Annotated in this window: 23 protein-coding genes; 14 read left to right on the forward strand and 9 right to left on the reverse strand. The window is 72.8% G+C overall.

The window, feature by feature from the left end; translation table 11 throughout:
* Positions 1–551 precede the first annotated feature (551 nt).
* A complete protein-coding gene (locus DFP74_RS14450; protein WP_121182174.1) occupies positions 552–1,841 on the forward strand; it encodes a citrate synthase in 1,290 nt (429 codons plus the stop codon).
* A 233-nt stretch (positions 1,842–2,074) separates the two neighbouring features.
* Positions 2,075–2,827, forward strand: a complete 753-nt coding sequence (locus DFP74_RS14455) for an HdeD family acid-resistance protein (RefSeq protein ID WP_121182175.1) — start codon at positions 2,075–2,077, stop codon at positions 2,825–2,827.
* 94 nt (positions 2,828–2,921) lie between these two features.
* Here the strand turns inward: DFP74_RS14455 and DFP74_RS14460 are convergent, their stop codons facing one another.
* Complete coding sequence (locus DFP74_RS14460) at positions 2,922–3,236, reverse strand: putative quinol monooxygenase (RefSeq protein WP_121182176.1); 315 nt, start codon at positions 3,234–3,236, stop codon at positions 2,922–2,924.
* 116 nt (positions 3,237–3,352) lie between these two features.
* On the opposite strand from DFP74_RS14460, the gene DFP74_RS14465 reads away from it, so the two are divergent.
* The 9 genes from DFP74_RS14465 (at position 3,353) to DFP74_RS14505 (ending at position 14,289) form a co-directional block, all read left to right on the forward strand.
* Entirely contained in the window at positions 3,353–3,910 is a 558-nt protein-coding gene (locus DFP74_RS14465; RefSeq protein WP_121182177.1) for an AAA family ATPase, read from the forward strand.
* A 314-nt stretch (positions 3,911–4,224) separates the two neighbouring features.
* The gene (locus tag DFP74_RS14470) at positions 4,225–5,472 is read left to right on the forward strand and encodes a hypothetical protein (protein WP_121182178.1); all 1,248 of its coding nucleotides are present in this window, start codon (positions 4,225–4,227) and stop codon (positions 5,470–5,472) included.
* The gene (locus DFP74_RS14475; protein ID WP_121182179.1) at positions 5,469–7,928 is read left to right on the forward strand and encodes a serine/threonine-protein kinase; all 2,460 of its coding nucleotides are present in this window, start codon (positions 5,469–5,471) and stop codon (positions 7,926–7,928) included. Before DFP74_RS14470 ends, DFP74_RS14475 begins: the two co-directional genes overlap by 4 nt.
* A gap of 17 nt (positions 7,929–7,945) precedes the next feature.
* Complete coding sequence (locus DFP74_RS14480) at positions 7,946–9,241, forward strand: PP2C family serine/threonine-protein phosphatase (protein WP_121182180.1); 1,296 nt, start codon at positions 7,946–7,948, stop codon at positions 9,239–9,241.
* A complete protein-coding gene (locus DFP74_RS14485) occupies positions 9,225–10,574 on the forward strand; it encodes a VWA domain-containing protein (protein ID WP_121182181.1) in 1,350 nt (449 codons plus the stop codon). The genes DFP74_RS14480 and DFP74_RS14485 overlap by 17 nt, the downstream gene beginning before the upstream one ends.
* A gap of 9 nt (positions 10,575–10,583) precedes the next feature.
* Positions 10,584–11,324: an FHA domain-containing protein gene (locus DFP74_RS14490; protein WP_121182182.1), complete on the forward strand. Its 741-nt coding sequence runs from the start codon at positions 10,584–10,586 to the stop codon at positions 11,322–11,324.
* 102 nt (positions 11,325–11,426) lie between these two features.
* Entirely contained in the window at positions 11,427–12,830 is a 1,404-nt protein-coding gene (locus DFP74_RS14495; RefSeq protein ID WP_121188258.1) for a hypothetical protein, read from the forward strand.
* Between the two features lie 18 nt (positions 12,831–12,848).
* Positions 12,849–13,688, forward strand: a complete 840-nt coding sequence (locus DFP74_RS14500; RefSeq protein ID WP_121182183.1) for a glutamate ABC transporter substrate-binding protein — start codon at positions 12,849–12,851, stop codon at positions 13,686–13,688.
* A gap of 307 nt (positions 13,689–13,995) precedes the next feature.
* Positions 13,996–14,289: a DUF6221 family protein gene (locus tag DFP74_RS14505; protein ID WP_121182184.1), complete on the forward strand. Its 294-nt coding sequence runs from the start codon at positions 13,996–13,998 to the stop codon at positions 14,287–14,289.
* Between the two features lie 33 nt (positions 14,290–14,322).
* Here the strand turns inward: DFP74_RS14505 and DFP74_RS14510 are convergent, their stop codons facing one another.
* Both DFP74_RS14510 and idi read right to left on the reverse strand, forming a co-directional pair.
* The gene (locus DFP74_RS14510; RefSeq protein WP_121182185.1) at positions 14,323–15,018 is read right to left on the reverse strand and encodes an HAD family hydrolase; all 696 of its coding nucleotides are present in this window, start codon (positions 15,016–15,018) and stop codon (positions 14,323–14,325) included.
* A 199-nt stretch (positions 15,019–15,217) separates the two neighbouring features.
* Positions 15,218–15,775: an isopentenyl-diphosphate Delta-isomerase gene (gene idi, locus DFP74_RS14515; protein WP_121182186.1), complete on the reverse strand. Its 558-nt coding sequence runs from the start codon at positions 15,773–15,775 to the stop codon at positions 15,218–15,220.
* Between the two features lie 162 nt (positions 15,776–15,937).
* Between idi and DFP74_RS14520 the strand changes: the two genes are divergently transcribed.
* Positions 15,938–17,419 (forward strand): SDR family NAD(P)-dependent oxidoreductase, encoded by a 1,482-nt coding sequence (locus DFP74_RS14520; RefSeq protein ID WP_370013504.1) that lies wholly within the window; start codon positions 15,938–15,940, stop codon positions 17,417–17,419.
* A 65-nt stretch (positions 17,420–17,484) separates the two neighbouring features.
* Here the strand turns inward: DFP74_RS14520 and DFP74_RS14525 are convergent, their stop codons facing one another.
* From DFP74_RS14525 to DFP74_RS14535, 3 genes are all read right to left on the reverse strand, one after another.
* On the reverse strand, positions 17,485–18,498 hold the full coding sequence (locus DFP74_RS14525; protein ID WP_121182188.1) for a zinc-binding dehydrogenase: 1,014 nt from the start codon (positions 18,496–18,498) through the stop codon (positions 17,485–17,487).
* 167 nt (positions 18,499–18,665) lie between these two features.
* On the reverse strand, positions 18,666–19,316 hold the full coding sequence (locus DFP74_RS14530) for a response regulator transcription factor (RefSeq protein ID WP_121182189.1): 651 nt from the start codon (positions 19,314–19,316) through the stop codon (positions 18,666–18,668).
* A complete protein-coding gene (locus DFP74_RS14535; protein ID WP_121182190.1) occupies positions 19,313–20,584 on the reverse strand; it encodes a sensor histidine kinase in 1,272 nt (423 codons plus the stop codon). Before DFP74_RS14535 ends, DFP74_RS14530 begins: the two co-directional genes overlap by 4 nt.
* A 141-nt stretch (positions 20,585–20,725) precedes the next feature.
* On the opposite strand from DFP74_RS14535, the gene DFP74_RS14540 reads away from it, so the two are divergent.
* Positions 20,726–21,958, forward strand: coding sequence for a DUF418 domain-containing protein (locus DFP74_RS14540; protein ID WP_233570987.1), 1,233 nt, complete (start codon positions 20,726–20,728; stop codon positions 21,956–21,958).
* Between the two features lie 248 nt (positions 21,959–22,206).
* On the opposite strand, the gene DFP74_RS14545 is transcribed toward DFP74_RS14540, so the two are convergent.
* A complete protein-coding gene (locus DFP74_RS14545; protein WP_121182191.1) occupies positions 22,207–22,491 on the reverse strand; it encodes a ubiquitin-like small modifier protein 1 in 285 nt (94 codons plus the stop codon).
* A gap of 1 nt (position 22,492) precedes the next feature.
* Positions 22,493–23,596 (reverse strand): sialidase family protein, encoded by a 1,104-nt coding sequence (locus DFP74_RS14550; protein WP_121182192.1) that lies wholly within the window; start codon positions 23,594–23,596, stop codon positions 22,493–22,495.
* 448 nt (positions 23,597–24,044) lie between these two features.
* Between DFP74_RS14550 and DFP74_RS14555 the strand changes: the two genes are divergently transcribed.
* A complete protein-coding gene (locus DFP74_RS14555) occupies positions 24,045–24,653 on the forward strand; it encodes a TetR/AcrR family transcriptional regulator (RefSeq protein WP_121182193.1) in 609 nt (202 codons plus the stop codon).
* A 140-nt stretch (positions 24,654–24,793) separates the two neighbouring features.
* Here the strand turns inward: DFP74_RS14555 and DFP74_RS14560 are convergent, their stop codons facing one another.
* The gene (locus DFP74_RS14560) at positions 24,794–25,426 is read right to left on the reverse strand and encodes a hypothetical protein (RefSeq protein ID WP_121182194.1); all 633 of its coding nucleotides are present in this window, start codon (positions 25,424–25,426) and stop codon (positions 24,794–24,796) included.
* Positions 25,427–25,517: the final 91 nt, after the last annotated feature.

The raw sequence follows: 25,517 nt of genomic DNA on the forward strand, positions 1-25,517 counted from the left end.
GGACATCTTCGGGTGCTCGGCCGTGGGGGCGGTGGGGCGCACGGGGTGCGGGGAGCGGGCGTGGAGGCCAAGATCACCGCCTTCGGGGCACCCCGTGCCAGCTGCCGTGATCTGGGCGAAGGTACCCTGTGAGAAGGCCACTAGAGCTCGCTCGAACACCTGACCGCACCGCCGGATGCCCGGGTCTGTCCGGATCTGTGAAAGGGCGTCCGCGGACGACGGGTTCGGGGTGGGGAGATGTGCTCAGGGGACCGGTACAGGAGGCGGCGGAGTCATCGGGTGACCCCCGGTGCCGTCCGTGAAGTCTCAGGGTGATCACGGTGTAATCGACGGCTGGCAAAGATTGTAAATCTTCACTGTGTGGTAATTATCCGCGCGTCTGGGTATGTGTTGCATGTCACCTGTTCGCGAATCGGTGGAACTTATATGATTTTGCTTAACCGTTGTTTAACAAAACAGAACAATAACGAGTGAATCAAGAACGTGGCGGCGGACCGTCCCGCGTCTGACGCACCTCACGTATCCCCCGCCTGGAAAGGTTGACCTCGGGCATGAGCGAAGACGACAAAGAGCGCACGGTGGAGCTCCACTACGACGGCGGCGTACTGAAGCTGCCGGTGTTCACCGGTACCGAGGGTGAACGCACCATCGAGCTGAAGGCACTGCTGGGCTCGACCGGGATGACCACCCTGGACCCCGGGTTCGGCAACACCGCTTCGTGTAGCTCGAAGATCACCTACATCGACGGTGCGGCCGGGATCCTGCGCTACCGCGGGTACCCCATCGAGGACCTCGCCGTGGGCGCGACCTTCCTCGAGGTCGCCTACCTGGTGATCTACGGCGAGCTTCCGGAGCCCGCCCAGCTCAAGGAGTTCTCCGACAAGCTGCGCGAGAACGCGGGCATCCCGGACGACATGGGTGCCCTCATCGACGCGATGCCCCGCAACGGGCACCCGATGGCCCTGATGGCCAGCGCCGTCAACACCCTGGCCGCCTACTACGACGACAGCGTCGACCCGTCCGACGAGGCGCAGGTCGAGCTCGCCACGATCCGGCTGATGGCCAAGCTGCCGACGATCGCTTCGCGCATCTACCGCAACTCCATCGGTGAGAAGCCGATCAACCCGGACGAGTCCCTCGACTACGTCGAGAACTTCATCAAGATGACGTTCGGCGACGGCGCCCCCGAGGGCGAGCTGGGCGAGCTGTTCAACAAGGCCGTCGGCATGCTGCTGGTCCTGCACGCGGACCACGAGCTGAACTGCTCCACCGCCACCGTGCGCGTCGTCGGCTCCTCGCAGGCCGACATCTACGCCAGCGTCGCCTCCGGCATCAACGCCCTGTCCGGCCCGTCGCACGGCGGCGCCAACCAGGCCGTGCTGGAGATGCTGGAGGAGATCCGCGACTCCGGCATCAGCATCGACGACTTCCTGGAGCGGGTGAAGGCCCGCGAGATGCGCCTGATGGGCTTCGGCCACCGCGTCTACAAGAACTTCGACCCGCGCAGCAAGGAGATCAAGGTTCTGGCCAGCCAGATCCTTGACCGGGACGACAACCCCGACGAGCTGTTCAAGCTGGCCCTGAAGCTGGAGGCCGCGGCGCTCGCCGACTCCTACTTCACCGACCGCAAGCTGTACCCGAACGTCGACTTCTACACCGGCGTCATCTACCGCACCATGGGCTTCCCGACCAACATGTTCACCGTGTTGTTCGCCATCGGCCGCCTGCCCGGCTGGGTCGCCCACTACCGCGAGCAGCTGACCGACCCGGCCTTCCGGATCGCGCGCCCGCGGCAGCACTACATCGGTGCCGCCGAGCGCCGTTACCCCGGCCAGGGCTGACATACCGCCCTTCGGCCGTGACCGTGCCGCCCGTCCGCGTCCCCGACGCGGGCGGGCGCGCTGCGTTCCCGGGCTCCGCGCTCGATCCCCGGCCCGACATATCCGTACTCGTGCAGAACCGGGCCTTTCCGCGCCCTTTGCCTACACAGAGTCGCTAGTGTGCGACCGTGAGGGAAACTGGCAGTGCGCGTCCCCGTGACGGGGCGGGACGGCGAGGGCGAGCGGAGGCGACGATGGTCCGGTATGCGTTGGCCGGCGACATGCTCGGGGAGCTGAGCCGGAACTGGTGGCTGGTGCTCCTGCGGGGCATCGCCGCGATCGTCTTCGGTGTGCTGGCCCTGATCTGGCCCGGCCTGACACTCGTCGTCCTGGCGGTCGTGTTCGGTCTCTACGCGATCGTCGACGCGGGGGCCCTGGCCTACGCCGCCTACCGCTCCGCGCCGGGCAGCCGGGCGGGCCTGGTCGTCCAGGCGATCGTGAGCGCCCTGATGGGCCTCATCGCGCTGATCTGGCCGACGGTGGCGGTCGTGGCCCTGGTCTTCGTGATCGGGGTGTGGGCGATCCTGACCGGCGTGGCGGAGATCGTCGCCGCCGTGCGGCTGCGGGCGCACATCACGTCCGAGTGGCTGCTGATCTTCGTCGGCGCCCTGTCCATCGTGTTCGGCCTGCTGCTGTGGTTCTGGCCGCTGGAGGGCGCGCAGGCCATCGTCTTCGTCGTCGGGATCTACGCCATCATCTTCGGTGCCGTGCTGGCCGTCGCGGGATTCCGGCTCCGGGGCGCGGCCGACGCCTTCGCCCCGCCGGGCGAGCGCGGCCACCAGGGAGCGCGGCCGGACGCGCCCATGGAGGACTACGCGGGCGGTGAGGACTTCGGCGGCGACGAGGGCCGCCTGCCGCCCGACACGGGGGACGGCTCGGGGGGACGCCACCGCGCGGGCTGGGACGAGGAGCCGCCGGAGCCCCCGGAGGCGCCCGGCCGCATCTGACCCGGCCGCCGGCCCCGCCGTTGCACCGCCCGCCGTTGCACCGCCCGCGGTTCCGCGGCCCCGCCGTCCTGCCCCGCGGCGGCGGCCGGTCGGTTCACCGCTCGCTGACGAGCAGCGACCCGAGGTGGTCGCTCTGGCCGCCGGGAACGATCAGCGCGGCCTTCTCCTCCTGCCAGGCGAGGAAGTGCGGCGTGCGCCGGTGCGCCGCCAGCGCCTCCTGGTCGGCGAACACCTCGTAGACCCAGAACAGGTCCGGGTCCGCCGTGTCGGCGGCCACGTCGAAGCGCAGGCAGCCCGGCTCGTCCCGGACCGACGCCACGGCGTTGCGGGAGATCCCGGTGAGGAAGTCGGCCCGTCGGCCGGGCAGGACCCGGACCGAGACGACGAGGCTGACGGAGTGGTCGGGCACAGGAGCTCCCGGCGGTGGAGGTCGCGGTCTTCGCCATTGTCGCCCACGAGCCCGGTCACGGAACCGTAGGATCGCGGGGAACGGCGGACCGGGAACCAGAGCGCGGAGGTCGGGGCATGAGCGGCGAGGGCGACCACCTGGTCGTGGTGACCGGTGGGCCGGGGTCCGGCAAGACGACCCTCATCGACCACCTCGCGGCGCTGGGCTACGCCCGCACCCCCGAGGCGGGCCGGGCGGTCATCCGCGACCAGCGCGAGATCGGCGGTTCCGGGCTGGCCTGGAAGGACGATGTGCTCTTCGCGGAGCTCATGCTCGCCTGGGAGATCCGCTCCCACCGGGAGGCCCTGGCATGGCCGGGCCCGGTCCTGTGCGACCGCGGCGTCCCCGACCTGGTCGGCTACCACCGGCTGCGCGGCCGGCCGGTCCCCGAGCACGTCACGGAGGCGGCGCGCCGGTACCGCTACCACCACCGGGTGTTCGTCGCCCCGCCGTGGCCGGAGATCTACACCGGCGACGCCGAGCGCCACCAGTCGGCGCGGGAGGCCGAGCGCACCCACCAGGCGATGGTCGAGGCCTATCCCGCCTGCGGGTACGAGGTGGTGGAGCTGCCGCGGGCGCCGGTGGCCGAGCGGGCGCGGTTCCTTCTCGACTCCCTGGAGTCCTCGACCGTCTAGGCCGTGTTCTTCTGCGGGCTTTCGGGTGAGCCCGGAATGCCGCAAAGAACACGGCCTTGGGCCCTCTGGTCGACGGGCGGTCACCGCGGGTGGCGGATCCCCCGGGCCCGGCCGCCGTGGCCGGTGGCGCGGGCACGGCGCGGTTGGCCGCACGTGGCCTCCGGCGGGTGCTCCCTTGTGGTTCGGGTAGGTCAACGACAGACTCTTGTCTAGTAAAGGAACGGTGTTCGCCCGCGGGCCCCCGCGTACCAGGGCGACCGACACAGGGAGTGGGACGGCGGGTGGCGAGCGCGTCAGGGGCGAGGATGCCGCCAATGAGCTGGGAGGGCATCGACCACGCCCTGAACCGTGTCCGCGGTGAGGCCGACCGGATCTCGCTCAACCTGACCGACCTGGACCAGAACGTCGGCCACCGCCTGCTCAACGGGGCGAAGCTGACGGGCCGTACCCTGACGCGCTGGGAGCACGCCCGTCGGCACGTCCACAGCCTGTGGACGGTCCACGGCGCCTTCATGGCCGTGGTCGAGCGGGCGACGGAGCTGCGCGCGCGGGGCCGCGACGGCCAGCGCGAACTCACCTTCCTGCTGACCGGCGAGTCCGTCACGCTGCCGAAGGACGTGCCGCTGGCCGAACGCGGGCTCCTGGACGAGGACGCCGAGCACATCTCCCCGGCCGAGGCCATCGCCCGGATGTCGGCCGACTACGAGGAGGTCACCGAGGTCGTCTCGGTGGCGGAGACCGCGTGGGACGCGTTGCACCCCAGGCTCTCCGAGCTGGACGCCATGTGGCAGGAGATCGGCACCCTCTCGGACATGGTCGAGCTCGGCGACACCGAACACGAGGCCCTGCGCGCCGAACTCGCGCAGGTGGGCGAGGTCGTCCGCCGCGACCCCCTCTCGCTGTTCGAGGACGGCCGGGTGGACACCTCCTCGCTGGAACGGATGCGGGGCCGGCTGGAGCGCACCCGCGGCGAGCTGCGCGACGCCCTGCGCATGCGCGACTCCTTCGACGAGAGCGTGGAGCGCCTGAACTCGGCCGTCGACGACGTGGAGACCGTCCTGCGCCGCGCCCGCGCACTGCGCGGCCAGGTCGTGCGCAAGATCTCCGCTCCGGAGGCCGTCGAGGTCCCCGACCCCGTCCCCGGCCTGCGCGCGCGGCTCAAGGGCATGGACGTCCTGCGCGCCCAGAGCCGCTGGCGCGACCTCGGCGCGCTGCTCGGCGAGCTCCAGCGCGCCGTCCACACCGCCGCGGACGACGCCCGCGAACGGGAGGCGAACTTGACGGGCCTCCTGGAGCGCCGCGCCGAGCTCCGCGGCCGCCTGGACGCCTACCGGGCGCGCGCCGTCCGGCTGGGTCTGGCCGAGGAGGACCGGCTCGTGGACCTGCACCGCGAGGCGCACTGGGGCCTGTGGAGCGCGCCCTGCGACCTGCGCCGGGCCACGGTCGCCCTCTCCGCCTACCAGAGGACGCTGGTCGAACTTTCGGGAACCGAATCGGCTCAGAACAGAACCACACCGGGCGCGGCGGCGTCAGACGGCGAGAGCGATGGTGGTGTGAGATGACCCAGTGCACGACCCCCGGCTGCCGGGGCCGGATAGAGGACGGCTTCTGCGGCGTGTGCGGACTGGCGCCCGTCGACGCGGTCGCCGCCTCGGGCCCGCAGCAGTCCCTGAGTCCCCAGCCCACGGGCCCCCAACCGTCCCCGCGGACCCCCGCCTCAGGACCGCAGCAGTCCTTCCGTCCCCCCGCCCCGGCCCCCCATCCGTCCCTGCCGCCGGACGGGTCCGGCCCGCAGCAGTCCTTCGGCGCCGTGCCGCCGAGGGAAGCCCTCGACCAGTGGCTGACCGACACCTCCGGCGGCGACTCCGTCCACTCGCACCCCATCTCCGGCAACGTCAGGCTCTCCGGCCGCTCGGGTCCCGGGAGCATCGCCGGGGCCGTGACCAGCGGCGGCGCGTCGCGCTCCGGCCGCCGCTCGGACCGCGGCATGCTCGGCGCGGGCATGGTCGAGGTCCCCGTGGTGCCCTACCGGGACCCCGCCGAGGCCGTCATGGCCAACCCCGTCGTCTCCGAGAAGAACCGGTTCTGCGGCAACTGCGGCGAGAAGGTCGGCCGCTCGCGCGGCGACCAGCCCGGCCGCACCGAGGGGTTCTGCCGCAAGTGCGGAACGCAGTTCTCGTTCACGCCCAAGCTGGTCGACGGAGACGTGGTGGGCGGCCAGTACGAGGTGCTCGGCTGCCTGGCGCACGGCGGCCTGGGCTGGATCTACCTCGCCCGCGACCGCAACGTCAACGACCGCTGGGTCGTGCTCAAGGGCCTGCTCAACGCGGGCGACGCCGAGGCCCACAAGGCCGCGGCGGCCGAGCGGGCCTTCCTGTCCGAGGTCGAGCACCCCAACATCGTCAAGATCATCAACTTCTCCCAGCACCCCGACCCTCGCACCGGGATCCCCGGCGGGCACATCGTGATGGAGTACGTCGGCGGCAAGTCCCTGCGCGAGCTGCTCATCGAGCGCCGCGAACAGGGCACCGGCGACGAGGTGCTGCCCGTCGACCAGGTGATCGCCTACGGGCTGGAGTCGCTGCGGGCGCTCGGCTACCTGCACAGCAAGGGCCTGCTCTACTGCGACTTCAAGCCCGACAACGTCATCCAGAGCGAGGAGCAGATCAAGCTCATCGACCTGGGCGGCGTGCGGCGCATGGACGACACCCTGAGCCCCGTCTACACCACCCCCGGCTACCGGGTGCCCGAGGACGAGCTGCGCGGACCCGGGCCCACGATCAGCGCCGACCTGTACTCCGTCGGCCGCGCGCTGGCCGTGCTGAGCTTCCGGTTCAGCTTCATGCGCGAGCACCCGCACAGCTTCCCGCCGCGCGAGAGCGTGCCGCTGCTCCAGCGCTACGAGTCGTTCGACCGCCTGCTCCGGCGCTCCACCCACCTCGACATCGAGCGGCGCTTCCACGACGCCGGCGACATGGCCGACCAGCTGACCGGTGTCCTGCGCGAGGTCCTGTCCGACCTGCAGGGGGTACCGCACCCCGCGTCCTCGACCCTGTTCGGCGGGGAGAACTTCACCGGGGCCTCCGAGTCCGGCGCCCACAACGCCGACCGCATGCTCGCCCCGCCCTCGCCCACCGAGGCGGCGACGCTGCTGCCGAGCCCGCTGATCGACCCCGCCGACCCGGCCGCCCAGCACCTGCGGGGCTTCTCCTCACTGGCGGCGGACGAACTGGTGCCCGCGCTGCGCGCCATGCCGGCGCCCACGCCGGAGACCAAGCTGATGCTGACCCGCGCCCTGCTCACCGCCGGCCGGCACGGCGAGGCCATGGACGTCCTGCAGAAGTTCGCCGAGTCCGTCCCCGGCGACTGGCGCACGATGTGGTACCTGGCCGTCGCCGAGCTGAGCACCGGGCGCTTCCAGGAGGCGCGCGAGCACTTCGACGAGCTCTTCGACCACCTCCCCGGGGAGATCGCCCCCAAGCTCGGACTGGCCATCGCGTGCGAGCGCGTCGGTGAGCGCGAGATCGCCGCGCGCCAGTACCAGACCGTGTGGGGCACCGACCACTCCTTCGTCAGCGCCGCCTTCGGCCTGGCGCGCATCCGGCTGGCCCAGGGCGACCGGAACGCGGCCATCGCGGTGCTGGACACCGTGCCCGAGCTGTCGAGCCTGTACGTCCAGGCCCAGACCGCGCTCATCGCCGTGCTCGCCACCCCCCAGCGCGTCACCGACGCCGCCGACTTCGTGCAGGCCGGCCGCCGCCTGGAGCGGATCGGGCTGGACGGCGAGTCCGCGGACCGCCTGGCCACGCGGGTCCTGGAGGCCGCGCTGGGGTGGTTGGACGCGGGCGGCCGGGCTCCGGAAGGGCAGTCCCTGCTCGGTGACCGGTTCACCGAGGACGGCGTGCGGACGAACCTGGATCGGCGGTACCGGGCCCTGGCCTACCGCGCGACCGGAGCGCCCGAGCGGTTCGAACTCGTCGACAAGGCCAACTCCCTGCGTCCCGTGACGCTGCTGTGAGGAACGAGGGATCTCCGATGACCGTGGTGCGCACCTGCCCCGCCTGCTCGGACACGGTGACCGCCGGCGACGTCTTCTGCGAGGGGTGCGGCCGCACCCTGCCCGAGGAGGTACGCGACGCCCGCGACACCGACGCGGTGGCCACGGCCCCGCAGGAGAGCCTGGCCGACCACGCGCGGCCCGGGCTCGTGCCCGGCGACGGCGCCCCCACGGCCCCCCAGGTGAGCCTGGGCGGCCTGACGCTGAGCGAGAGCCTGACGAGCGACTCCGAGTGGGACGAGATCGACGCCATGGCCACCCAGCCGGTACGGCGTGCGCCGCGGCCCGCCGAGCCTCCGGCGCCGGCCCCGGAGAAGGTGGCGCCCGAGTGGCCGCCTCCGGCCACGGGCAGCAACCCCGTCCAGCCGACCAACCCCGACCTGTGCGTCTGGTGTCCGGGCACCGTCCTGGACGGCTACTGCGAGAAGTGCGGCTTCCTCCAGCCCACCGGCCGCGACCACGTCGAGATGCGCACCCGCTCCGCGGTCGGGGTCAGCGACCGGGGCCTGCGGCACCGGCGCAACGAGGACGCCATGGCGATCCGGGTGATCGACGCCGACGACGCCCACGCCCCGGGCTCGGTCGTGGCCGTGGTCTGCGACGGCGTGTCCAGCTCGCCGCGCTCGGACGAGGCCTCCCGGGTCACGGCCGAGACGGGCGCGACCGTCCTCGCCGAGCGGCTGCGCCGGGGGGAGGACCCCCGGGCGGCCACGGGTGCGGCCATGACCCGCGCCGCCGAGGCCGTGGCGGCGATCGCCGAGTCGCCCAGCTCCGCGCCGGCCTGCACGTTCGTCTCCGCCGTGGTCGACCCCGCCTCCGGCACGACCACGATCGGGTGGGTGGGCGACAGCCGCGCGTACTGGCTCTCCGGCGGCCCCGCCGCCAGCGCCTCCGCGCTGCTGACCAAGGACGACTCCTGGAGCGAGGCGATGGTGCAGGCCGGTGCGCTCTCGCGGGAGGAGGCGAAGAGATCGGCCAACGCGCACGCCCTCATCGCGTGGATGGGCGCCGACTCCGGCGAGATCGACGCGCACATCTCCACCGTGACCCCGACCGGGCCCGGCGCCGTCGTGCTGTGCAGCGACGGACTCTGGAACTACTACCCGGAGGCCCAGGCCCTGACCGACGCCGTTCCCGGGGCGGGAGCGGACCCGCACGCCGCCGCCCGCACCTACGTCAGCCTGGCCCTGAAGGCCGGCGGCAAGGACAACATCACCGTCGTCGTCATTCCCGTACCCACCGCACAAGGGGGTCACCGTGCCGAACAGGCCTGATCAAGCCGGCGAGCCGGAGTTCCACGTCGAGATCGACCAGAACAGGTTCCTCCCGCTGGGCAGAGGCGAGGTGCACGCGATCGTCAGCGTCACCTCCAACAGCCCGATCCTGGTGGGCACGTCCGTGCGGGCCTCGGAGGTGATCATCGTCGACACCTCCGGCTCCATGTACGGCGAGAAGCTCAACGCGGCCAAGCAGGCGGCCCGCGCCGCCGTCGAGACCCTGCGCGACGGCGTGAGCTTCGCGGTGGTCGCCGGGCACCGTACGGCGCAGATGATCTACCCCACCGAGAAGCGGCTGGTGAAGGTCGACTCCGAGACCCGGGCCGAGGCGCTGGCCGCGGTCGGCACCCTGCGGGCGGACGGCGGGACCCGTATGGGCACCTGGCTCACCCGCGCGGCGGAGCTGTTCGCGCCGGTGGACGAGGGCATCAAGCACGCCATCCTGCTGACCGACGGGCAGAACAACGAGCTGCCCGAGGAGTTCGAGCGCGTCCTGGGCAAGATCGCCGGCCGGTTCGTCTGCGACTGCCGCGGCGTGGGGACGGACTGGAAGGTCGACGAGCTGCGCCGGATCGACGCGGCCCTGCTCGGCGGCGGCCCCGGCATCATCGCCGACCCGGCCGACATGGCCGCGGACTTTCGCGCGATGGCCCAGGCCTCGATGGGCAAGTCCGTCGCCGACGTCGCCCTGCGCCTGTGGACGCCCCACAACGCCGTGGTGCGCTACGTCAAGCAGGTCGCGCCCACGGTCCAGGACCTCAGCGGCCGCGCGGTGGAACGGGTCGCCCAGGCGGGCGACTTCCCGACCGGTTCCTGGGGGACGGAGAGCCGCGACTACCACGTGTGCGTCCAGGTGCCCCCGGGCGACCCCGGACGGCAGCTGCGCGCCGGGTGGGTGCGGGTCGTCATCCCGGGCGAGCACGGCATCGACGACCACGTCCTGGCCTCGGGCAACATCCTGGCGGAATGGACCGCGGACGAGGCCAGGGCGACGGAGATCAATCCCAGAGTGGCCCACTACACCCGCCAGGTGGAACTGGCCCAGGCCATCCAGGACGGGCTGTCCGCCCGCCGCGACGGTGACGAGGACGTCGCCACCACACGGCTCGGCCGGGCGGTCGCGCTCGCCCACGAGTCGGGCAACGAGGAGACCGCGAAGCTGCTGGAACGGGTGGTCGACGTCATCGACGCCGTCACCGGCACGGTCCGCCTCAAGCCCACCGTCGACAAGGTCGACGAGATGACGCTCGACACCAACTCGACCCGCACCGTACGGACCCGCCCCCGCCCGCCGGGGGACGCGTCCGGCGAATCCCCCGCATCCGGGTAGGAGGGACCCATGCCGAGTTGCCCTACCGGGCACCACTCCAGGGCGACCGACTTCTGCGACGTCTGCGGACTGCGCCTCCAGGCGTACACGCCCGCACCCGTCCCACCCCAACCGCATCGACAGCAGTACCCCCAGCCGCCCCCGCCCAGGTCCGTGCCCCCGCCGGCCCCGCCCGCGCCGTCTCCCCCGGCGGCGCGGTCCTCCGCCGCGCCCAGGGGAGGCCCCTGCCCGGAGTGCAAGACCCCGCGGGCGGGGCGCTTCTGCGAGGAGTGCGGCTACGACTTCGCCTCGCAGTCCGGCGCCCACCAGCGGCGGCACTCCGGCGCCGGCTCGGGCGGCAGCGGGGCCTACTGGCGCGCGGTCGTGGCCGCCGACCCCGCGTACTACCAGTACATGGTCGACCAGGGCATGCTCGACCCCGCGCAGATCTCGTTCCCCTCCAACAACCGGCAGCGCCGGGTCTCGCTCAAGGGCGACCGGGTGCACATCGGCCGCCGGAGCGCGTCGCGGGGCTTCACCCCCGAGATCGACCTCGGCGGCCCCGGCGGCGACCCGGCCATCTCCCACATCCACGCCATCCTCGTCGCCCAGCCCGGGGACACCTGGGCCCTGGTCGACCCCGGGTCGACCAACGGGACCACCATCAACGGCACGGCCAACCCCATCGCCCACAACGTGGAGGTTCCCCTGCGACCCAGTGACCGCATCTACGTCGGCGCGTGGACCGTCATCATCCTCCAGAAGGGGTGAACCCCGTTGACAAGCCCCCCTATCGACCAGGAACGACCTCCGGTACCCGGTCCGCTCGATCCGGTTCCCGCCCCCGGCCGGATCGCCCGGTACCGGGGCAGGCTGCGGACGACCCCCGCGCGCGTGTGGCTGCTGTCGACGGTGACCGTCACCGCGATCGTGGCGCTGTTCGGGTCGGCCACGTTCACGCTCAACCAGGCCAGGGACGGCCTGAACGTGCTCGGGGACAACGCCGGTCCCCAGGCGATGGCCACGACGCAGCTCTACCTGGCCCTGGCGGACATGGACGCCCGGATGGCCGACGTCCTGCTCATGGGCACCGACCACGACCTGGGCTCGGGCCGCGCGGACTCCCTGGAGCGCTACGAGGAGAGCCGCGGCCGGGCCAACGAGGCCCTGCTCCAGGCGGCCTCGCTGACCGAGGGCGACACCATCGAGGAGCACAACGTCCAGGCGGTCCTGGACGGCATGGGCGCCTACGAGCAGCTGGCCACCGAGGCGCGTCTGATCAACGACGAGGCCGGGGCCCCGCCCGGTGAGGTGGACGAGGCCGCCCTGGACTCCTACCGGGAGGCCACCCGGCTGATGCACACCGAGCTGCTGCCCAAGGCCTTCAACCTGGGCCTGGACTCCTCGGCGATCGTGCGCGCCAACCACGAGGAGGGGCAGGGGTCCGTCGCGCTCGGCCTGGTGTGGGTCGGTGTCGTCGGGGTGCTGGCGGTGGGCTCTCTCATCGCCCTCCAGCTCTACCTGCGGGTGCGGTTCCGGCGGCGGTTCAACGCGTTCCTGCTCGGGGCGACCGCGGGGACCGTGGTGCTCACGGTGGGCGTCGTGCTGGCCCTCAACACCAGCGGCGGCCACCAGAGCCGGGCCAAGGAGGAGGGCCTGGACGCGGCGATGGCGCTGGCCAGGGCCGGGGCCATCGCGACCGACATGCAGGCCGACCAGAGCCGCTACCTGGCCGACCCGCGCCTGGCCGACAACTACCAGCAGACCTACCTCGACCGGGCGCAGGCGGTGCTCTTCCGGCCCGCGACCAACCTGGACGACTACTACGAGCAGATCCAGGGGGTCACGGACTCCTACCCGGAGCTGCCCGGCTCCGACGGCGCCGACGAGGAGGACCCCGGCACGCTCGGCTACCTGGGCCAGCGGGCGCAGGACACCCTGCTGTCAGGGCAGGAGGACGCGCTGGCCGACGTGCTGGCGGCCTACGACGCCATCCAGGACGGGGACGAGGCGATGCGCGCGGCCGCGATGGCGGGCGACACCGAGGGCGCGATCGAGGAGCGGATGGAGATCGCCCACTCCGAGGACGGGGTCTTCCGGGAGTACGTCGACGCGCTGGACGAGCTCACCGGGCTCCACGTGGACGCGTTCGACGAGGGCATCGACCGCGGCGACCGCGCGCTGGCGCCGTGGACCTGGGCGCTGCCGGTCGGCACGCTCGCCCTGCTGGCCCTCGTGGTCCTGGGGGTCCGCCCCCGGCTGGCCGAGTACCGCTGAGAGACAAGGAACAGGCCGATGAGGTACCGACACCGTCGCACCGTCGCCGCGGCCGCCCTGGCCGCCGTGGCGGTCATGGGACTGCCCGCCTGCTCCGCGGTGGTGGGCGGGGAGCCGTCGCTGGCCGACGCCGACTCGCTGACCGTGGGCGTCAAGTACGACCAGCCCGGACTGGGGCTGGAGGGCGAGGACGGGGAGTTCGCGGGCTTCGACGTGGACGTGGCCCTCTACATCGCCGACAAGCTGGGAGTGGCCCGCGAGGACGTGGAGTTCGTGGGCCTGGTCTCCAGCGAGCGCGAGGACAAGCTGATCAGCGGTGAGGTCGACATGGTGCTGGCCACCTACTCGATCACGCCGGCCCGCAAGACCGAGGTGACGTTCGGGGGCCCCTACTACGTGGCCAAGCAGGACCTGCTGGTGCGGGCCGAGGCCACCGACATCCAGAGCGTGCGCGACCTGGAGGGGATGAGCGTGTGCCAGGGGGAGGGCTCGAACTCGGCCCGGCGCATCACCGAGGGCCTGGGGATCGACGTGCAGCAGATGGACGCGCCGAGCTACAGCGCGTGCATCGACCGGCTGCGCGGGGGCGACGTGGACGCCGTGTCCACCGACAACCTGATCCTGGCGGGGTTCCTGGCCGAGGACCCGTCGGCCTTCCGGTTCGTCAACAACCCGTTCACGGACGAGAAGTACGGCGTGGGGCTGCCGTACGGGGACGTGCGGGCCTGCGAGGCGGTGAACAAGGCGGTCAGCGAGATGTACCAGGACGGGACCGCGGCCGAACTGCTGGACACCTGGTTCGGCGAGACCGACCTGGAGGTGACCACGAGCGTGCCGCAGTTCGAGGGCTGCAGCTAGGGCGTGTATGAGGGACACTCACCCTGCTGCGCGACGCCCCAGCGGCACCCTCACTGCGTTCTCATCAGTCAACAGCCGTACCAGGATGCTTCCTTCTTCGGCCTTGCGAGGCCACCACCGGAACGCCGCTCGCGACGGGCGGCATCCGTCATACACGCCCTAGGAACACGGCCGCACGGGGGACCGGCTCCGGAGCTCGGCTCGGAGCCGGTGGCGGAGCCGGTCACGGGGGAGTGGTCGAGCCGGAGAAGATGGCAGATACTGGCCCTTATGTAGGGATATGGGGGTACAGGATGGGAGTTGTCCGTTGACCATCGTCGAGTTCCTGAGTGCCCGCCTGGACGAGGACGAACGGGCGTCCAAGGCCGTACCCGTCGGTTCCCGCGGCCGTGAGCGAGCGCTCGCGGAGGTCGCGGCCAAACGCAGGATCCTCCACGGCTACGCCCAGGCGCACTCCACGAGCATGCGCGTGCTGGACTCCTCCACCCCCGTCAACGGCGCCGACCCCTGGTCCGAACTGCTGGCCTGGCGGCTGGCCGTGAAGTACCTGGCGGCCGTGTACCGCGCGCACCCGGAGTACGACCACTCCTGGGAGGGGTGAGGGACGCGGGCGACGCGGCCGGCCCGGACCGGGTCAGGGGAGGGCGAGGAGTCCGTCCACGACCTCGACCAGGTCCCGGCCGCTCACGTCCGGCGGGGGGAACACCGAGGGGAAGCGGCCCTCCAACTGGGCCGACCAGCCGGTGACCAGCCCCGCCCGCGAGCCGCCCGCCACGTCCCAGCCGTGCGCGGTGACCAGGGCGAGGCGGCCGGGCTCGACCTCCAGGGCCTCGGCGGCGGCCAGGTACGGCGTGGACGAGGGCTTCCAGCTGTGGGGCGCCGCACAGCTCAGGACTCCGTCGACGAGCGCCTCCAGACCCGACCGCGCCATCAGCGCCGCGGTGGGTCCGTCGTCGCCGTTGCCCAGCGTCACCACCCTGAGGCCGGCCCCGCGCGCGGCGGTCAGGGCGTCGGCGGCCTCGCGGCGCGCCGTGAGCTCCGCCATCCCCTCGATGATCGCGTCCTCCGCCGCCGGGGCGATCTGGTGGCCGGTGATGTCGCGCAGCGCACCGCGGGCCACGTCCTCGAAGGTGTGGCGGCCGTCCAGGAGGGTGAGGGCGAACGCGTCCCTCAGCATGTGGTCGCTCCAGCGGGTCATGAGGACGCGGGGGATGCCGGCCGCGCGGAAGCGCCACTCCAGCGGAGCGAGGGGGAAGAGCGTGTCGAGGACGTCGAAGGCGATCGCGGCCGGTCGGCGGGGCGCGGAGGCGGGGGAGGGGGCGGCGGTCATCGGCTCACTCAACTCCTGGGGGTGGGGTGTGCTGACCCGGTACCTACCCGCTTCGGTCCGCGCGTGCGCCGTTCGCGCTCCGGCGGTTCCGGAGCCGACCGCGCCGGGCCGCCGCCCGGGACGGGTCCGCCGACCGCGCGGGGCCACCGCCCGGGGCGGAGCGCACTCCGGACGGAGCCCCGCCTGAACGCGGGGCGACTCAGGCGGGCGGTGCGCCCTCGAACGCGGCGTCCATGCGGGGGATCTGCTCGACCGCCCAGGGGCTCAGGGCCCAGGGCGCGCGCTCGGCGAGCGCGACCAGGTCGCGCCACCCGGTCCACGCGAACTCGGCGACCTCGGCCGGGTCGGGGTCGGGGACGTCGGCGGTCCGGGCCCAGAACACCGGGCAGAACTCGTTCTCGACGATGCCCTCGGCCGACACCGCGCGGTACCGGAAGTCCGGCAGCGCGGACCGCACGTCGGTCAGTGTGAGGCCCAGCTCCTGGCCCACCCGGCGCCGCACCGCCGTCTCCAAGTCCTCCTCCGGAGCCGGATGGCCGCAGCAGCTGTTCGTCCACACCCCCGGCCAGGTGGTCTTGCCCAGAGCGCGCCGGGTGACCAGGACGCGTCCGGCCGCGTCCCGCACGTAGCAGGAGAAGGCCAGGTGGAGAGGGGTGTGGCGGGTGTGCACGGTGGCCTTGTCCGCGACGCCCACGCGCTCGTGCCGCTCGTCGAGCAGCACCACGCGCTCCGGGGCGGCGGTCGTCGGCTGGTTCACGGCTCTCCCCCAACTCGCGGGACCGGCGGCCCCGCACGTCAACACTCTTCCCTTCCATAGTCACCCTTCCCGGGCACCACACCGCGCCCCGGGCGGTCTCCGGCGCCGCATAACCTTCCTGAAGGCCCCCGCTCGGGGACCTTCAGGGACGGCGTGGAGTCAGTGGTGACGGAGACGACAGAGAACCAGGATCGGCGCGGGACGCCCGAGGGCGGGATCGACCCCGAGCGGCTGAGCGTGTGTCTGGAGGTGCTCCGGGAGGTCGAGGGGCTGCCCGTCGACCACGCGGACTCGCGCACGCTCCAGCAGGCCACCGCGAAGCTGTTCAAGTTCGTCAAGGAGCAGCGGCGCCGCGACCGCCGGGCCGCCGCGCAGGCGCACGACTCCGCGGTCTTCGCCGCCACCGCCACGGCCGCGCCGGACCGCATCGACGACGAGACCAGCGGCCGGGCGCTCAGCAGCGGAGCGAGCGGGGCGCTGGCGGGCGTCCTCATCAAGGCGCGCCCCTGCTACGTGTGCAAGCAGAAGTACTCCGAGGTCGACGCGTTCTACCACCAGCTCTGCCCGAAGTGCGCGGCGTTCAACCGGCAGCGCCGGGCCGCGCGCACCGACCTGACCGGGCGGCGGGCGCTGCTCACCGGCGGACGGGCCAAGATCGGGATGTACATCGCGCTGCGCCTGCTGCGCGACGGCGCCCACACCACCATCACCACGCGCTTTCCCAACGACGCCGTGCGCCGGTTCGCCGCGATGCCGGACAGCGGCGAGTGGCTGCACCGCCTGGACGTGGTCGGCATCGACCTGCGCGACCCCGCGCAGGTGCTGCGGCTGGCGGACACGGTGGCCGAGCGCGGCCCCCTGGACATCCTCATCAACAACGCGGCCCAGACCGTGCGCCGCTCGCCCGCCTCCTACGCCCCCCTGCTGGAGGCCGAGGCCCAGCCGCTCACGGGCGAGGGCCTGCCCGAGCCGCTGGTGCTGGGCGGGGTGCGCCCGCGCGCCCTGGCCGAGGCGCCCGAGGGCGGAGCCGAGGTCGCCGCGCACGCGCTGACCCCGCAGATGCTCACCTCGTTGGCGCTCACCACGGGATCGGCGTCCTTCGACCGCGTGCGCGCGGGGACGGCGATCGACGCGGGCGGCCTGGTGCCCGACCTCGCCCCGGTCAACAGCTGGACGCAGCGGATCGGCGCGATCGACCCCGTCGAGATGCTGGAAGTGCAGCTGTGCAACGTGAGCGCGCCGTTCCTGCTGGTGGACCGGCTGCGTCCCTCCCTGGCGGCGTCGAAGGCGCGCCGCAGCTACATCGTCAACGTGTCGGCGATGGAGGGCGTCTTCGGTCGCGGGTACAAGGGCCCCGGGCACCCGCACACGAACATGGCCAAGGCCGGGCTGAACATGCTCACCCGGACCAGCGCGCCGGAGATGCTGGAGACCGACGGCATCCTCATGACCGCGGTCGACACCGGCTGGATCACCGACGAGCGCCCGCACCCGGAGAAGGAGCGGCTGGCGGAGGCCGGGTTCCACGCCCCGCTGGACCTGGAGGACGGGGCCGCGCGCGTGTACGACCCCATCGTCCGCGGTGAGCTCGGCGAGGACCTGCACGGCTGCTTCCTCAAGGACTACGCCCCGGCCAACTGGTAGCGCGTCGCGGTGCCCGAGGACCCCAGGGCCTGCGGGGCGCTCGCGCATCCGGTCGGCCGGAGGTCTCAGGGGCGCAGGACGATCCGGACCGGCGAGCCGATCCGCTCGCGGAGGCGCTCCACGGCCTCCGGGGCCTGTTCCAGGGGCAGCGACCCGCTGATGGAGCGGCTGAACTCCAGCCGCCCCGCCGCGACCAGGTCGACCAGCTGCACCACGTGCTCGGGCTCCGACCCGTAGTGGCCGAGGATCTGCTGCCGCAGGTAGCTGAAGCGGGTGCCGTCGGTCACCTCCAACGGCTGGTTGGTGAGCCCCACCAGGATCAGGCGGCCGTGCTCGCCGAGGACCTTCACCGCCTGCTCCCGCACCACCGGGACCCCGGCGAAGTCGAACGCCGCGTCCAGGCCCCGCCCGTGCGTGAGCTGGCCGATCCTGGTGAGGAAGTCCTCGTCGGTGGAGTCCAGGGCGACGTCGGCGCCGAAGTCCAGGGCCCGGGCGCGCGCCTGCGCGTCGGGGTCCGCGGCGATGATCGGGGCCGCGCCGACCAGGCGCAGCAACTGGACGGCGTGCGCGCCCAGGCCGCCCACGCCCCACACGCACACCGCTTCGGCCGGGCGGACGTCCCCGGTCGTGGTGACCGCGGCCCAGGGCGTGGAGACCGCGTCGGGGATGATCGCCGCCTCGTCGAAGGGGAGCGCGTCCGGGATCGGCACGAGGGTGTCCGCCGAGGCGAGCGCGTACTCCGCCCAGCCGCCGTCGTAGTCCACGCCGCGTGTGAGCACCTGTCCGTGGCGGTCGTGCTCTCCGGCCTGGAGCGCGACCCGGTCGCCGACGCCCACGTCCAGGACCTCCGGTCCCAGCTCCTCCACGATCCCCGACACCTCGTGGCCGAGGGTGACCGTGTCGCCCTTGAGGTGGAGCGGGGTCAGGGAGCCGTCGATGAGGTGCACGTCGGACAGGCACACGCCCGCCGCCACCACCCGCACCAGGACCTCGTCGCGACCCGGGGCCGGCCGTGGCACGTCGGTGACCTCCAGGGTCCGGGTCCTCACGTTCAGCCGGGCCGCGCGCATGGTGGCCATGGGTCATCCCTCGCAGTCGTCGCGGATGGGTGATTCCAGGCAATCATCACGCTTCGTACCCATGGCGGTACCGGGACGACACGGGCGATACTGGTCAGATCCAGCTCAGGTTTTCGTCAAGGGTCCCGCGCTCGCGCACGCGGGGACCGTGGGCGCGCGCCGCCGGCTCACTCGGCCATCAGCCCGTTCCGGTAGGCCCAGGCCGCGACCTCCACCCGGTTGCGCGCGCCCAGCTTCGTCTGGACGCTCGCCAGGTGGGTCTTGACGGTGCTCACGGTCACGAACAGCTCCTCGGCCACCTCCCCGTTGGTGCGCCCCCGCGCCACGGCCCGCACGATCTCCTGCTCCCGGGCGGTGAGCAGGCCGTCCTGGGGCGGTGACGGGGGCCGTGCGGCGGCGAAGTGCCGCAGCAGGCGCACGGTGATGCTCGGCGAGACGAGGGCGTCGCCGCGCGCACCCGCCCGCACGGCCTCGACCAGCAGGGCGGGGCCGGCGTCCTTGAGCAGGAAGCCGACCGCGCCCCCGGTGAGCGCCGCGTGCACGTACTCGTCCAGGTCGAAGGTGGTCACCACGACCACCCGCAGGGGGTCGGCCACGCCCGGGCCGGCCAGGCGGCGGGTGGCCTCCAGTCCGTCGACGCCCGGCATCCGGATGTCCATGAGGGTGACGTCCGGGCGCAGTTCGCGTGCCAGGCGCACCGCCTCGACCCCGTCCCCGGCCTCGCCCACCACGGAGATGTCGTCCTCGGCGTCCAGCATGAAGCGAAAGCCCGTCCGGACCATCTGCTGGTCGTCGGCGAGCAGTACCCGAATCGTCACGTGTCCTCGTTCCGGTCGTCGCGGGTGGCGGCCCCGGCGGCCGGCACCGTGGCGGCGGTCAGCGGCAGCCGTGCCCGGACCGCCCAGCCGTGCCTGTGGCCGGGAGCGGTGGGACCCGCGGTGAGTTCCCCGCCGAGCAGCCGGACGCGTTCGGCCATGCCCACGAGGCCGTGGCCGCCACCCATCGGCGGCACGCCCCCGCGGCCGTCGTCGTGGATGCGCATGCGGACCGCGTCCGCCGCGACCGCGACCTCCACACCGACGAGAGCGGCCCCTCGGGCATAGCGCAGCGCGTTGGTCACCGACTCCTGGGCGACGCGCAGCACCGTGGTCGCCACATCCGTGGGCAGGTCCGCCACCTGGCCGTCGACACTGACCCTCACCTCGGGTCGCCCGGTCGCGGCGGGTGCCGCCAGCGCGGCCAGGCCCTCCTCGGCGCTCGGTGCCAGGGGGGCCTCGCCCGGTTCCCGGAGCCGGGCGACCATCGTGCGCATCGACTCCAGCGCGCGCGTGCCGGCCGCCTCGATCTCCGGAAGGGCGTCGCGTACGGCCCCCGGGTTGCGGTCGGCGACGTGCCGAAGGGCCTGCACCTGTACGACGATGCCGGTCACCTCGTGTGCCACCACGTCGTGCAGGTCGCGGGCGATGGCGAGCCGCTCCTGGGCGCGCGCCCGTTCCACGTGCGTCCGGCGCCGGGCCTCCCACCAGCGCAGGTACAGGCCCGGGGCCAGACCGACGACCACGAAGCTCAGGGAGGTCATGGTGTACCCGGACCAGAAGAAGGGCTCACGGAGGTACTCGGAGAGCGCGCCGGCGAAGGCCGTGCCGGCGGCCGCGGTGACCTGCCAGGGGCGGGCGCGCAGCGCGGTGAGGGTGAGCAGGACCAGCAGGGGCGCCATCTCCGCCGCCACGAAGCCGAACCCGAACACGCCCTTGGGCAGCGGCCACAGCAGGACCGACACGGCCGCGATCCCCAGTGAGGCGCCCACGGTGGCGCCCGTGGTCAGGGCCGGGCCCGAACGCGGTCGCAAGGCGGCCAGGGCCAGGGCCGTCGCCAGGGCGCCGGAGACCAGGGGCAGGTACGACATCGGTGTCACGGGCGGACCCGGCCACTCGGGGGAGGCCAGGTCGCCGGTCAGGCTCGTCATGGACTGGAAGAGCACGAGCACGAGCACGGCGCCCACGATCAGCGGCACCACGCGCGGGAGCAGGCCGACGGACACCGGAAGCCGGCCCACGATGCGGCCGAAGGCCCTGTTCAACGCCATGCGACCACCTTAGAAGGCGGACGGCCGGATTCCGTCGGCCGAAAGGACGAGACCGATTCTCCCAGCGGTCCGCCGAAGGGTCGATGCGGGCGGCGCCCTCCGGCGGCGACGCTGGGGTGACCCGAATCCAGGAGGCTCCTCGTGACCGACATCCCGACCGCCCGCGTGCGCCCGCCCTCCGGCGGACGGGTGCCCTTCCTCGACGCCGCACGGGCGCTGGCGATGATCGGCGTGGTGCTGATGAACGCGCCCACGGTCGTGTTCTCGGCCGAGATGGCGGGCGGGCACCCCCAGGGCGCCCTGACCTCAGTGGTGGACGGGGGACTGACCCTGCTCATGTCGGGCAAGGCCCGTTCGCTGCTGATGGTGCTCCTCGGGGCGGGCGCCGTGCTCGCCTGGCGGGCCGCCGTCCGCCGGGGCGGCGCGCCGATGGCCCTGATGCTGCGGCGCTACCTGGTGCTCGGTGCGCTGTTCGGGGTACCGCACCTGTGGGTCTTCTCCGGCGACATCCTCACCCACTACGCGCTGGCGGCCCTGGTGCTGGCACCGTTGATGCCGCTGCTGGTCGCCGGGTCGCGCGCCCGGCCGCTGTTCGCCGCGGCGGTGTTCTTCTTCGCGGTGGCGCCCGTGGCCGCGGCGTTCTCGCCCCAGTCCTCCGAGCTGGAGACCCTGGTGGTGCTCGTGCCGCAGACCCTGGGCTTCTTCTGCGTGGGGGTGTGGCTGGCCCGCCGTCCGGAGACGGCCGCGGAGGCGTCCGCGGGTCCGTCCCGGCTGCCGCTGCGCCTGGTCGTGCTGGGGCTGGTCGTTCAGGTCCTGGGCGTGCTCCCGATGCTTACCGCCGACTTCTTCTTCCCCTTGGAGTTGGACGCCGACGGAGTTCCGGTCGGCCTGGGCTCGGACGGCATGCCGCCCCGCGAGCCGGGCTCGGACATGCTCGAGTCCGTGGGCGGCACGCTGATGGGACTCGGCGGAGCCCTGTTCTACCTGGGCCTGGTCTGGTGGCTGATGAATCGGGGACGCGTGTCCGCGCGTGTGCTCGGCGGACTCGTGCCGCTGGGCCGGATGACGCTCACCGCCTATCTGGGCAGCACGCTGGTGTTCCTGGCGGCGATGGGGCCCTTCGAGGGGCAGGTGCCGCTGCTGGCGCAGTACGGGCTCGCCGTGGCCTACTTCGTCGTGGTGGCGCTGGCCGCGCGCTGGTGGGACCGCCGGTTCCGGTTCGGACCGCTGGAGTGGGTGTGGCGCAGCCTCACCCACCTGCGTCCGATGCCGATGCGACGCGCGGTCGGTGCCCCGCCGGTGGGCGGACCGCCCGGTGGGCCGGACGGGCCCTCGGAGCCGGAGGACACGCCCACCGTCTCTCCCAGAACCTGAACGCGGGGCGGGGACGTCCGGCCGCGGGGACCGGAGCCGCTGGTCGAAGGCGCGCCTGAGCGGACCCGCCGGGCCGAGGCACCCACGCCCAGGGCCGCACGTCAGGCCTGAACGCGGGGGCGAGGGAGGTCCGTCGTGGGGGCGCGGACCTGTGGTCGAGGGCGTCAGGGCGGGCCGCCGTCCGGGCGGACCGTCGCGGGAGCCGTGTCCCGCGGCGCTCCGCTCGGGGCGGCACGTCCGCGCCGTGGTCAGCCTCCGGCGACCGAGGGCAGGAGGCGCACGTCGGCCCCCTCGGGGACGGTGGCGTCCAGGCCGCCGATGGCCCGGCACTCGTCGTCGTTGACGAACACGTTGACGTAGCGGCGCAGCCGCCCCTGCTCGTCGCGGATCCGCCGGTCCAGCCCGGGATGCCGCGTGGTGAGCTCGTCGAGCACACCGCCGAGCCCGGTGCCGTCGGAGACCTCCACCGGGATGTGCGCGGCCCCTCCGGCGTCGGCCCGCAGCAGGCCGGGCAGATGCACGGTCACCCGCATCTCATACCTCCGTGGCCCGCACGCACAGGACGTCCGGCAGGTGGGCGGCCACCTGGTGCCAGGTGCCCTCGTCGTCGGTGGCGGCGTAGACGTCGCCGGTGCGGGTGCCGAAGTAGAACCCGGGCACGTCGGCGCCGTCGGTGCACGCGCCGTCGCGGAGCACGATGCCGAAGTAGGCGTCCTGCGGCAGGCCGTCGACGTAGGGCCGCCAGCTGTCCCCCGCGTCGTCGGTGCGGTAGACGGCCAGCCGGTTGTCCGGGGGCAGGTGCACCTCCTGGCTGACCACCGGGAAGTTGAGGACGCTGGCGGGCCGCCCGGGATGGGTGACCATGGCGAAGCCGAAGTCGGTGGGCAGGCCCTTCTCGATGGCGGTCCAGCCCTGCCCGGCGGGGTCGGCGCTGCGGTAGACGCCGTGGTGGTTCTGGGCGTACATCACCCCGTCCGGCGCGGCGGCCACCTTGTGCACGCACTGGCCGTACTCGGGCTCCTCGTCGGGCAGGAACCCGGCGCCGATCCCCCGGTTGGCCGGCTTCCAGCTCCGGCCGTCGTCCTGGGTCTGGTAGACGCCGCCGGTGGACATCGCCACGGTCATGGCGTCGGGCGCGCGCTGTCCGGAGGCCAGCAGCCCGGGCAGAATGGTGTGGATGGCGCCGCCGCCCGCGCCGGGGAACCAGTCGTCGTGGTGCGGGTGGTCCCAGAGCGCGCGGACGAGGTCGAAACTCCGCCCGCCGTCGGAGGAACGGAACAGGGCGTGCGGCTCGACCCCGGCGAAGACGGTGTCGGGGTCGTCGCCGAAGGCGAACTGCCAGGCGCGGGTGAAGGAGGCGTCGGTGTCCTCCGGGAAGGCGATGGGCGCGGTGTCCGGTTCGTGCCAGGTCGCCCCTTTGTCGTCGCTGTACCAGACGCTCGGCCCGAAATGGGAACTCTCCGCGCCGGCGAGGATACGGCCGGAGTGGGGATTGATCCCCACGGCGTACACGGAGCTCATGCTCGCGTAGTCGGCGGCGTCGAGACGGTGCGGACCGTCCACCTGCCACGTGCGCCGGTCCTCGCTGTGGGCCGTGAAGAGCCCCTTGCGCGTGCCGATGACCAGGAGATACGTCATGACCAACTCCAGAATGTGACGGAGGTCTCCACCATGGCACACTGGTGGGACATTCGGGGAGAGCCCGGGGCGGAGGCGCTCCCGACCGTCCGGCGGAGGTCATTAGTCAATGGTCCGGACGAATGCGCGAGTCATCGAATGCTGTTCGGTTGGTAAATGTGTCATCGGTCGCAGTGAGTGCGCTGATAGCGCTCGGTGAACCGCATTCCCGGCGCGTGGCGTAAGTTCCGAGGTAGGCGGTTGCGAGTGCGGTCGGTGTCTGCAATAAAATTCCGGGCCAACCGGTGTGCACGCTCGGGCTATGGCCTGGACCGTCCGTCTTCCCGCCCGCCCGAACAGGTCACACGACTTCCCGCTCGCTCGGTCTTCGAGGTTGGTTTCAGGACCACCGTCCTAATGGTCCTGCGTACCGACAGGATCCGAGTTCCCACTCGATAGGGTTCGCCTCATGCAACACCCCCCGGACACGCTTCACGCCCGCAAACAGCGAAAGGCCCGCGCCACCATCGTGTCGGCCGCCTTCCAGCTCTTCGCCGAGCGCGGGTTCGACAAGGTCACCGTCGCCCAGATCGCGGAACGCGCGGAGGTCGGCAGAACCACCTTCTTCCGGTACTTCGGCGACAAACAACAGGTGCTGTTCGCCGACCACGGCGCCGAGGTCGACCGGATGTGCGCCCGTGTGCGCGAGGCGGGAAGCGGAGCCGAGGGGCCGGGCAAGGACCTGGGCGCCGCCGTCGACCTGCTGCGCGAGGCCGCCGTGTCCGCGCGCCGGCACTCCGCGCCCTCCCCGGCGCGCTCGGTCGTCCTGGCCCGCCTGCTGCGCGAGAGCGTCGACCTGCGCTCGCGCTACCTGCTCACCCACGAGCGGCGGGCCGAGCGGCTGGCGACCGCGCTCGTCGAGATCGGCACCGCCGAGGACGTCGCCGTCCTGGCCGGGCACGCGGCCATGGCCTGTGAGCTCACGGCCCTGCGGCTCGCGGAGAGTCCGGAGGCCTTTCCCGGCCGCCTGGAGGAGGCGCACACGCTCCTGCGTTCGCTCGGCGACCCCGCGGTCTGACCGGCGGGTCCCTCGACGGGGTCGACGTACCGCACGCGCCACGTCGGGCGCCGCGACGGACCGTGACCGTTTCCGGACGGGTGCGGTCCGTCGGGCCGGGCCGGAGGGAAGGGTCGGAGGGAAGGGTCGGAGGGAAGGGCTCAGACGTCGCGGCTCATGTCGAGCGGGCGCGGCCGGAAGCTGTCGACGATGTCCTCGACCGTGTCCTCGTGCTCGGCGGCCTCCGCGGCGGGCACACTCGCCCGGATGGCGAAGACGGTGTCGGCCTCGGGTCCCACGATGACCTTCTGGGTGGCCCTGCGGTGCGGGTCGTCGTACTCGACGTCGGCCCACTGGGACTCGCCGCCCCGCAGGACCGCGTCGAACTCCAGGACGGCGGTGGTGCCGCCGTCGCCGAACAGGCCGTCGTCCTCGCTCATGTCCAGGGACAGCTGTTCGTAGGACTCCGCCTCACGCTCCAGGGCGGCCTCGCTGCGCTCCATCCAGCGCTGTGCGGACTCGCCCGGCTCCGCGCCGTCCCAGAGGGTGTGCACGATGACGGTCCCGTCCGGCGAGGTGATGATCCCGGTGTCGGGTCCGCCACCGGGCGGTGCCGTCCACTCGATGTCGGGGTCGCCCTGGGCGTCGTACCAGTCCGTGGGCAGGTGGACGAAGTAGGTGCCCGAACGGAAGAGCCGGTACCCGGGTTCGGGGAGCGGTTCTCCGTCACAGGCCGTGGCCAGGCCGGTCAGTAGCAGTGCCGCTGTGGCTGCGGCCAGGGGGCGAAGCAGCATGGGGGAGGCCTTTCACCGATGTGAGGGGAATCACTCACCCTACTCCTCGGGGGCCTGACCAGCGAGGGTGATGCGTCCTTCGCCCGCTGTG

Source organism: Nocardiopsis sp. Huas11 (assembly GCF_003634495.1).
Lineage (GTDB): Bacteria > Actinomycetota > Actinomycetes > Streptosporangiales > Streptosporangiaceae > Nocardiopsis.

Excerpts from the sequence above, each read along its gene's own strand:
- DFP74_RS14555 (WP_121182193.1), top strand. The coding sequence starts at position 24,045 with ATGCAACACCCCCCGGACACGCTTCACGCCCGCAAACAGCGAAAGGCC.
- DFP74_RS14545 (WP_121182191.1), bottom strand. The coding sequence starts at position 22,491 with ATGCGGGTGACCGTGCATCTGCCCGGCCTGCTGCGGGCCGACGCCGGA.
- DFP74_RS14465 (WP_121182177.1), top strand. The coding sequence starts at position 3,353 with ATGAGCGGCGAGGGCGACCACCTGGTCGTGGTGACCGGTGGGCCGGGG.
- DFP74_RS14475 (WP_121182179.1), top strand. The coding sequence starts at position 5,469 with ATGACCCAGTGCACGACCCCCGGCTGCCGGGGCCGGATAGAGGACGGC.
- DFP74_RS14535 (WP_121182190.1), bottom strand. The coding sequence starts at position 20,584 with ATGGCGTTGAACAGGGCCTTCGGCCGCATCGTGGGCCGGCTTCCGGTG.
- DFP74_RS14450 (WP_121182174.1), top strand. The coding sequence starts at position 552 with ATGAGCGAAGACGACAAAGAGCGCACGGTGGAGCTCCACTACGACGGC.
- DFP74_RS14500 (WP_121182183.1), top strand. The coding sequence starts at position 12,849 with ATGAGGTACCGACACCGTCGCACCGTCGCCGCGGCCGCCCTGGCCGCC.
- DFP74_RS14490 (WP_121182182.1), top strand. The coding sequence starts at position 10,584 with ATGCCGAGTTGCCCTACCGGGCACCACTCCAGGGCGACCGACTTCTGC.
- DFP74_RS14455 (WP_121182175.1), top strand. The coding sequence starts at position 2,075 with ATGGTCCGGTATGCGTTGGCCGGCGACATGCTCGGGGAGCTGAGCCGG.
- DFP74_RS14560 (WP_121182194.1), bottom strand. The coding sequence starts at position 25,426 with ATGCTGCTTCGCCCCCTGGCCGCAGCCACAGCGGCACTGCTACTGACC.
- DFP74_RS14480 (WP_121182180.1), top strand. The coding sequence starts at position 7,946 with ATGACCGTGGTGCGCACCTGCCCCGCCTGCTCGGACACGGTGACCGCC.
- DFP74_RS14510 (WP_121182185.1), bottom strand. The coding sequence starts at position 15,018 with ATGACCGCCGCCCCCTCCCCCGCCTCCGCGCCCCGCCGACCGGCCGCG.
- DFP74_RS14550 (WP_121182192.1), bottom strand. The coding sequence starts at position 23,596 with ATGACGTATCTCCTGGTCATCGGCACGCGCAAGGGGCTCTTCACGGCC.
- DFP74_RS14525 (WP_121182188.1), bottom strand. The coding sequence starts at position 18,498 with ATGGCCACCATGCGCGCGGCCCGGCTGAACGTGAGGACCCGGACCCTG.
- DFP74_RS14470 (WP_121182178.1), top strand. The coding sequence starts at position 4,225 with ATGAGCTGGGAGGGCATCGACCACGCCCTGAACCGTGTCCGCGGTGAG.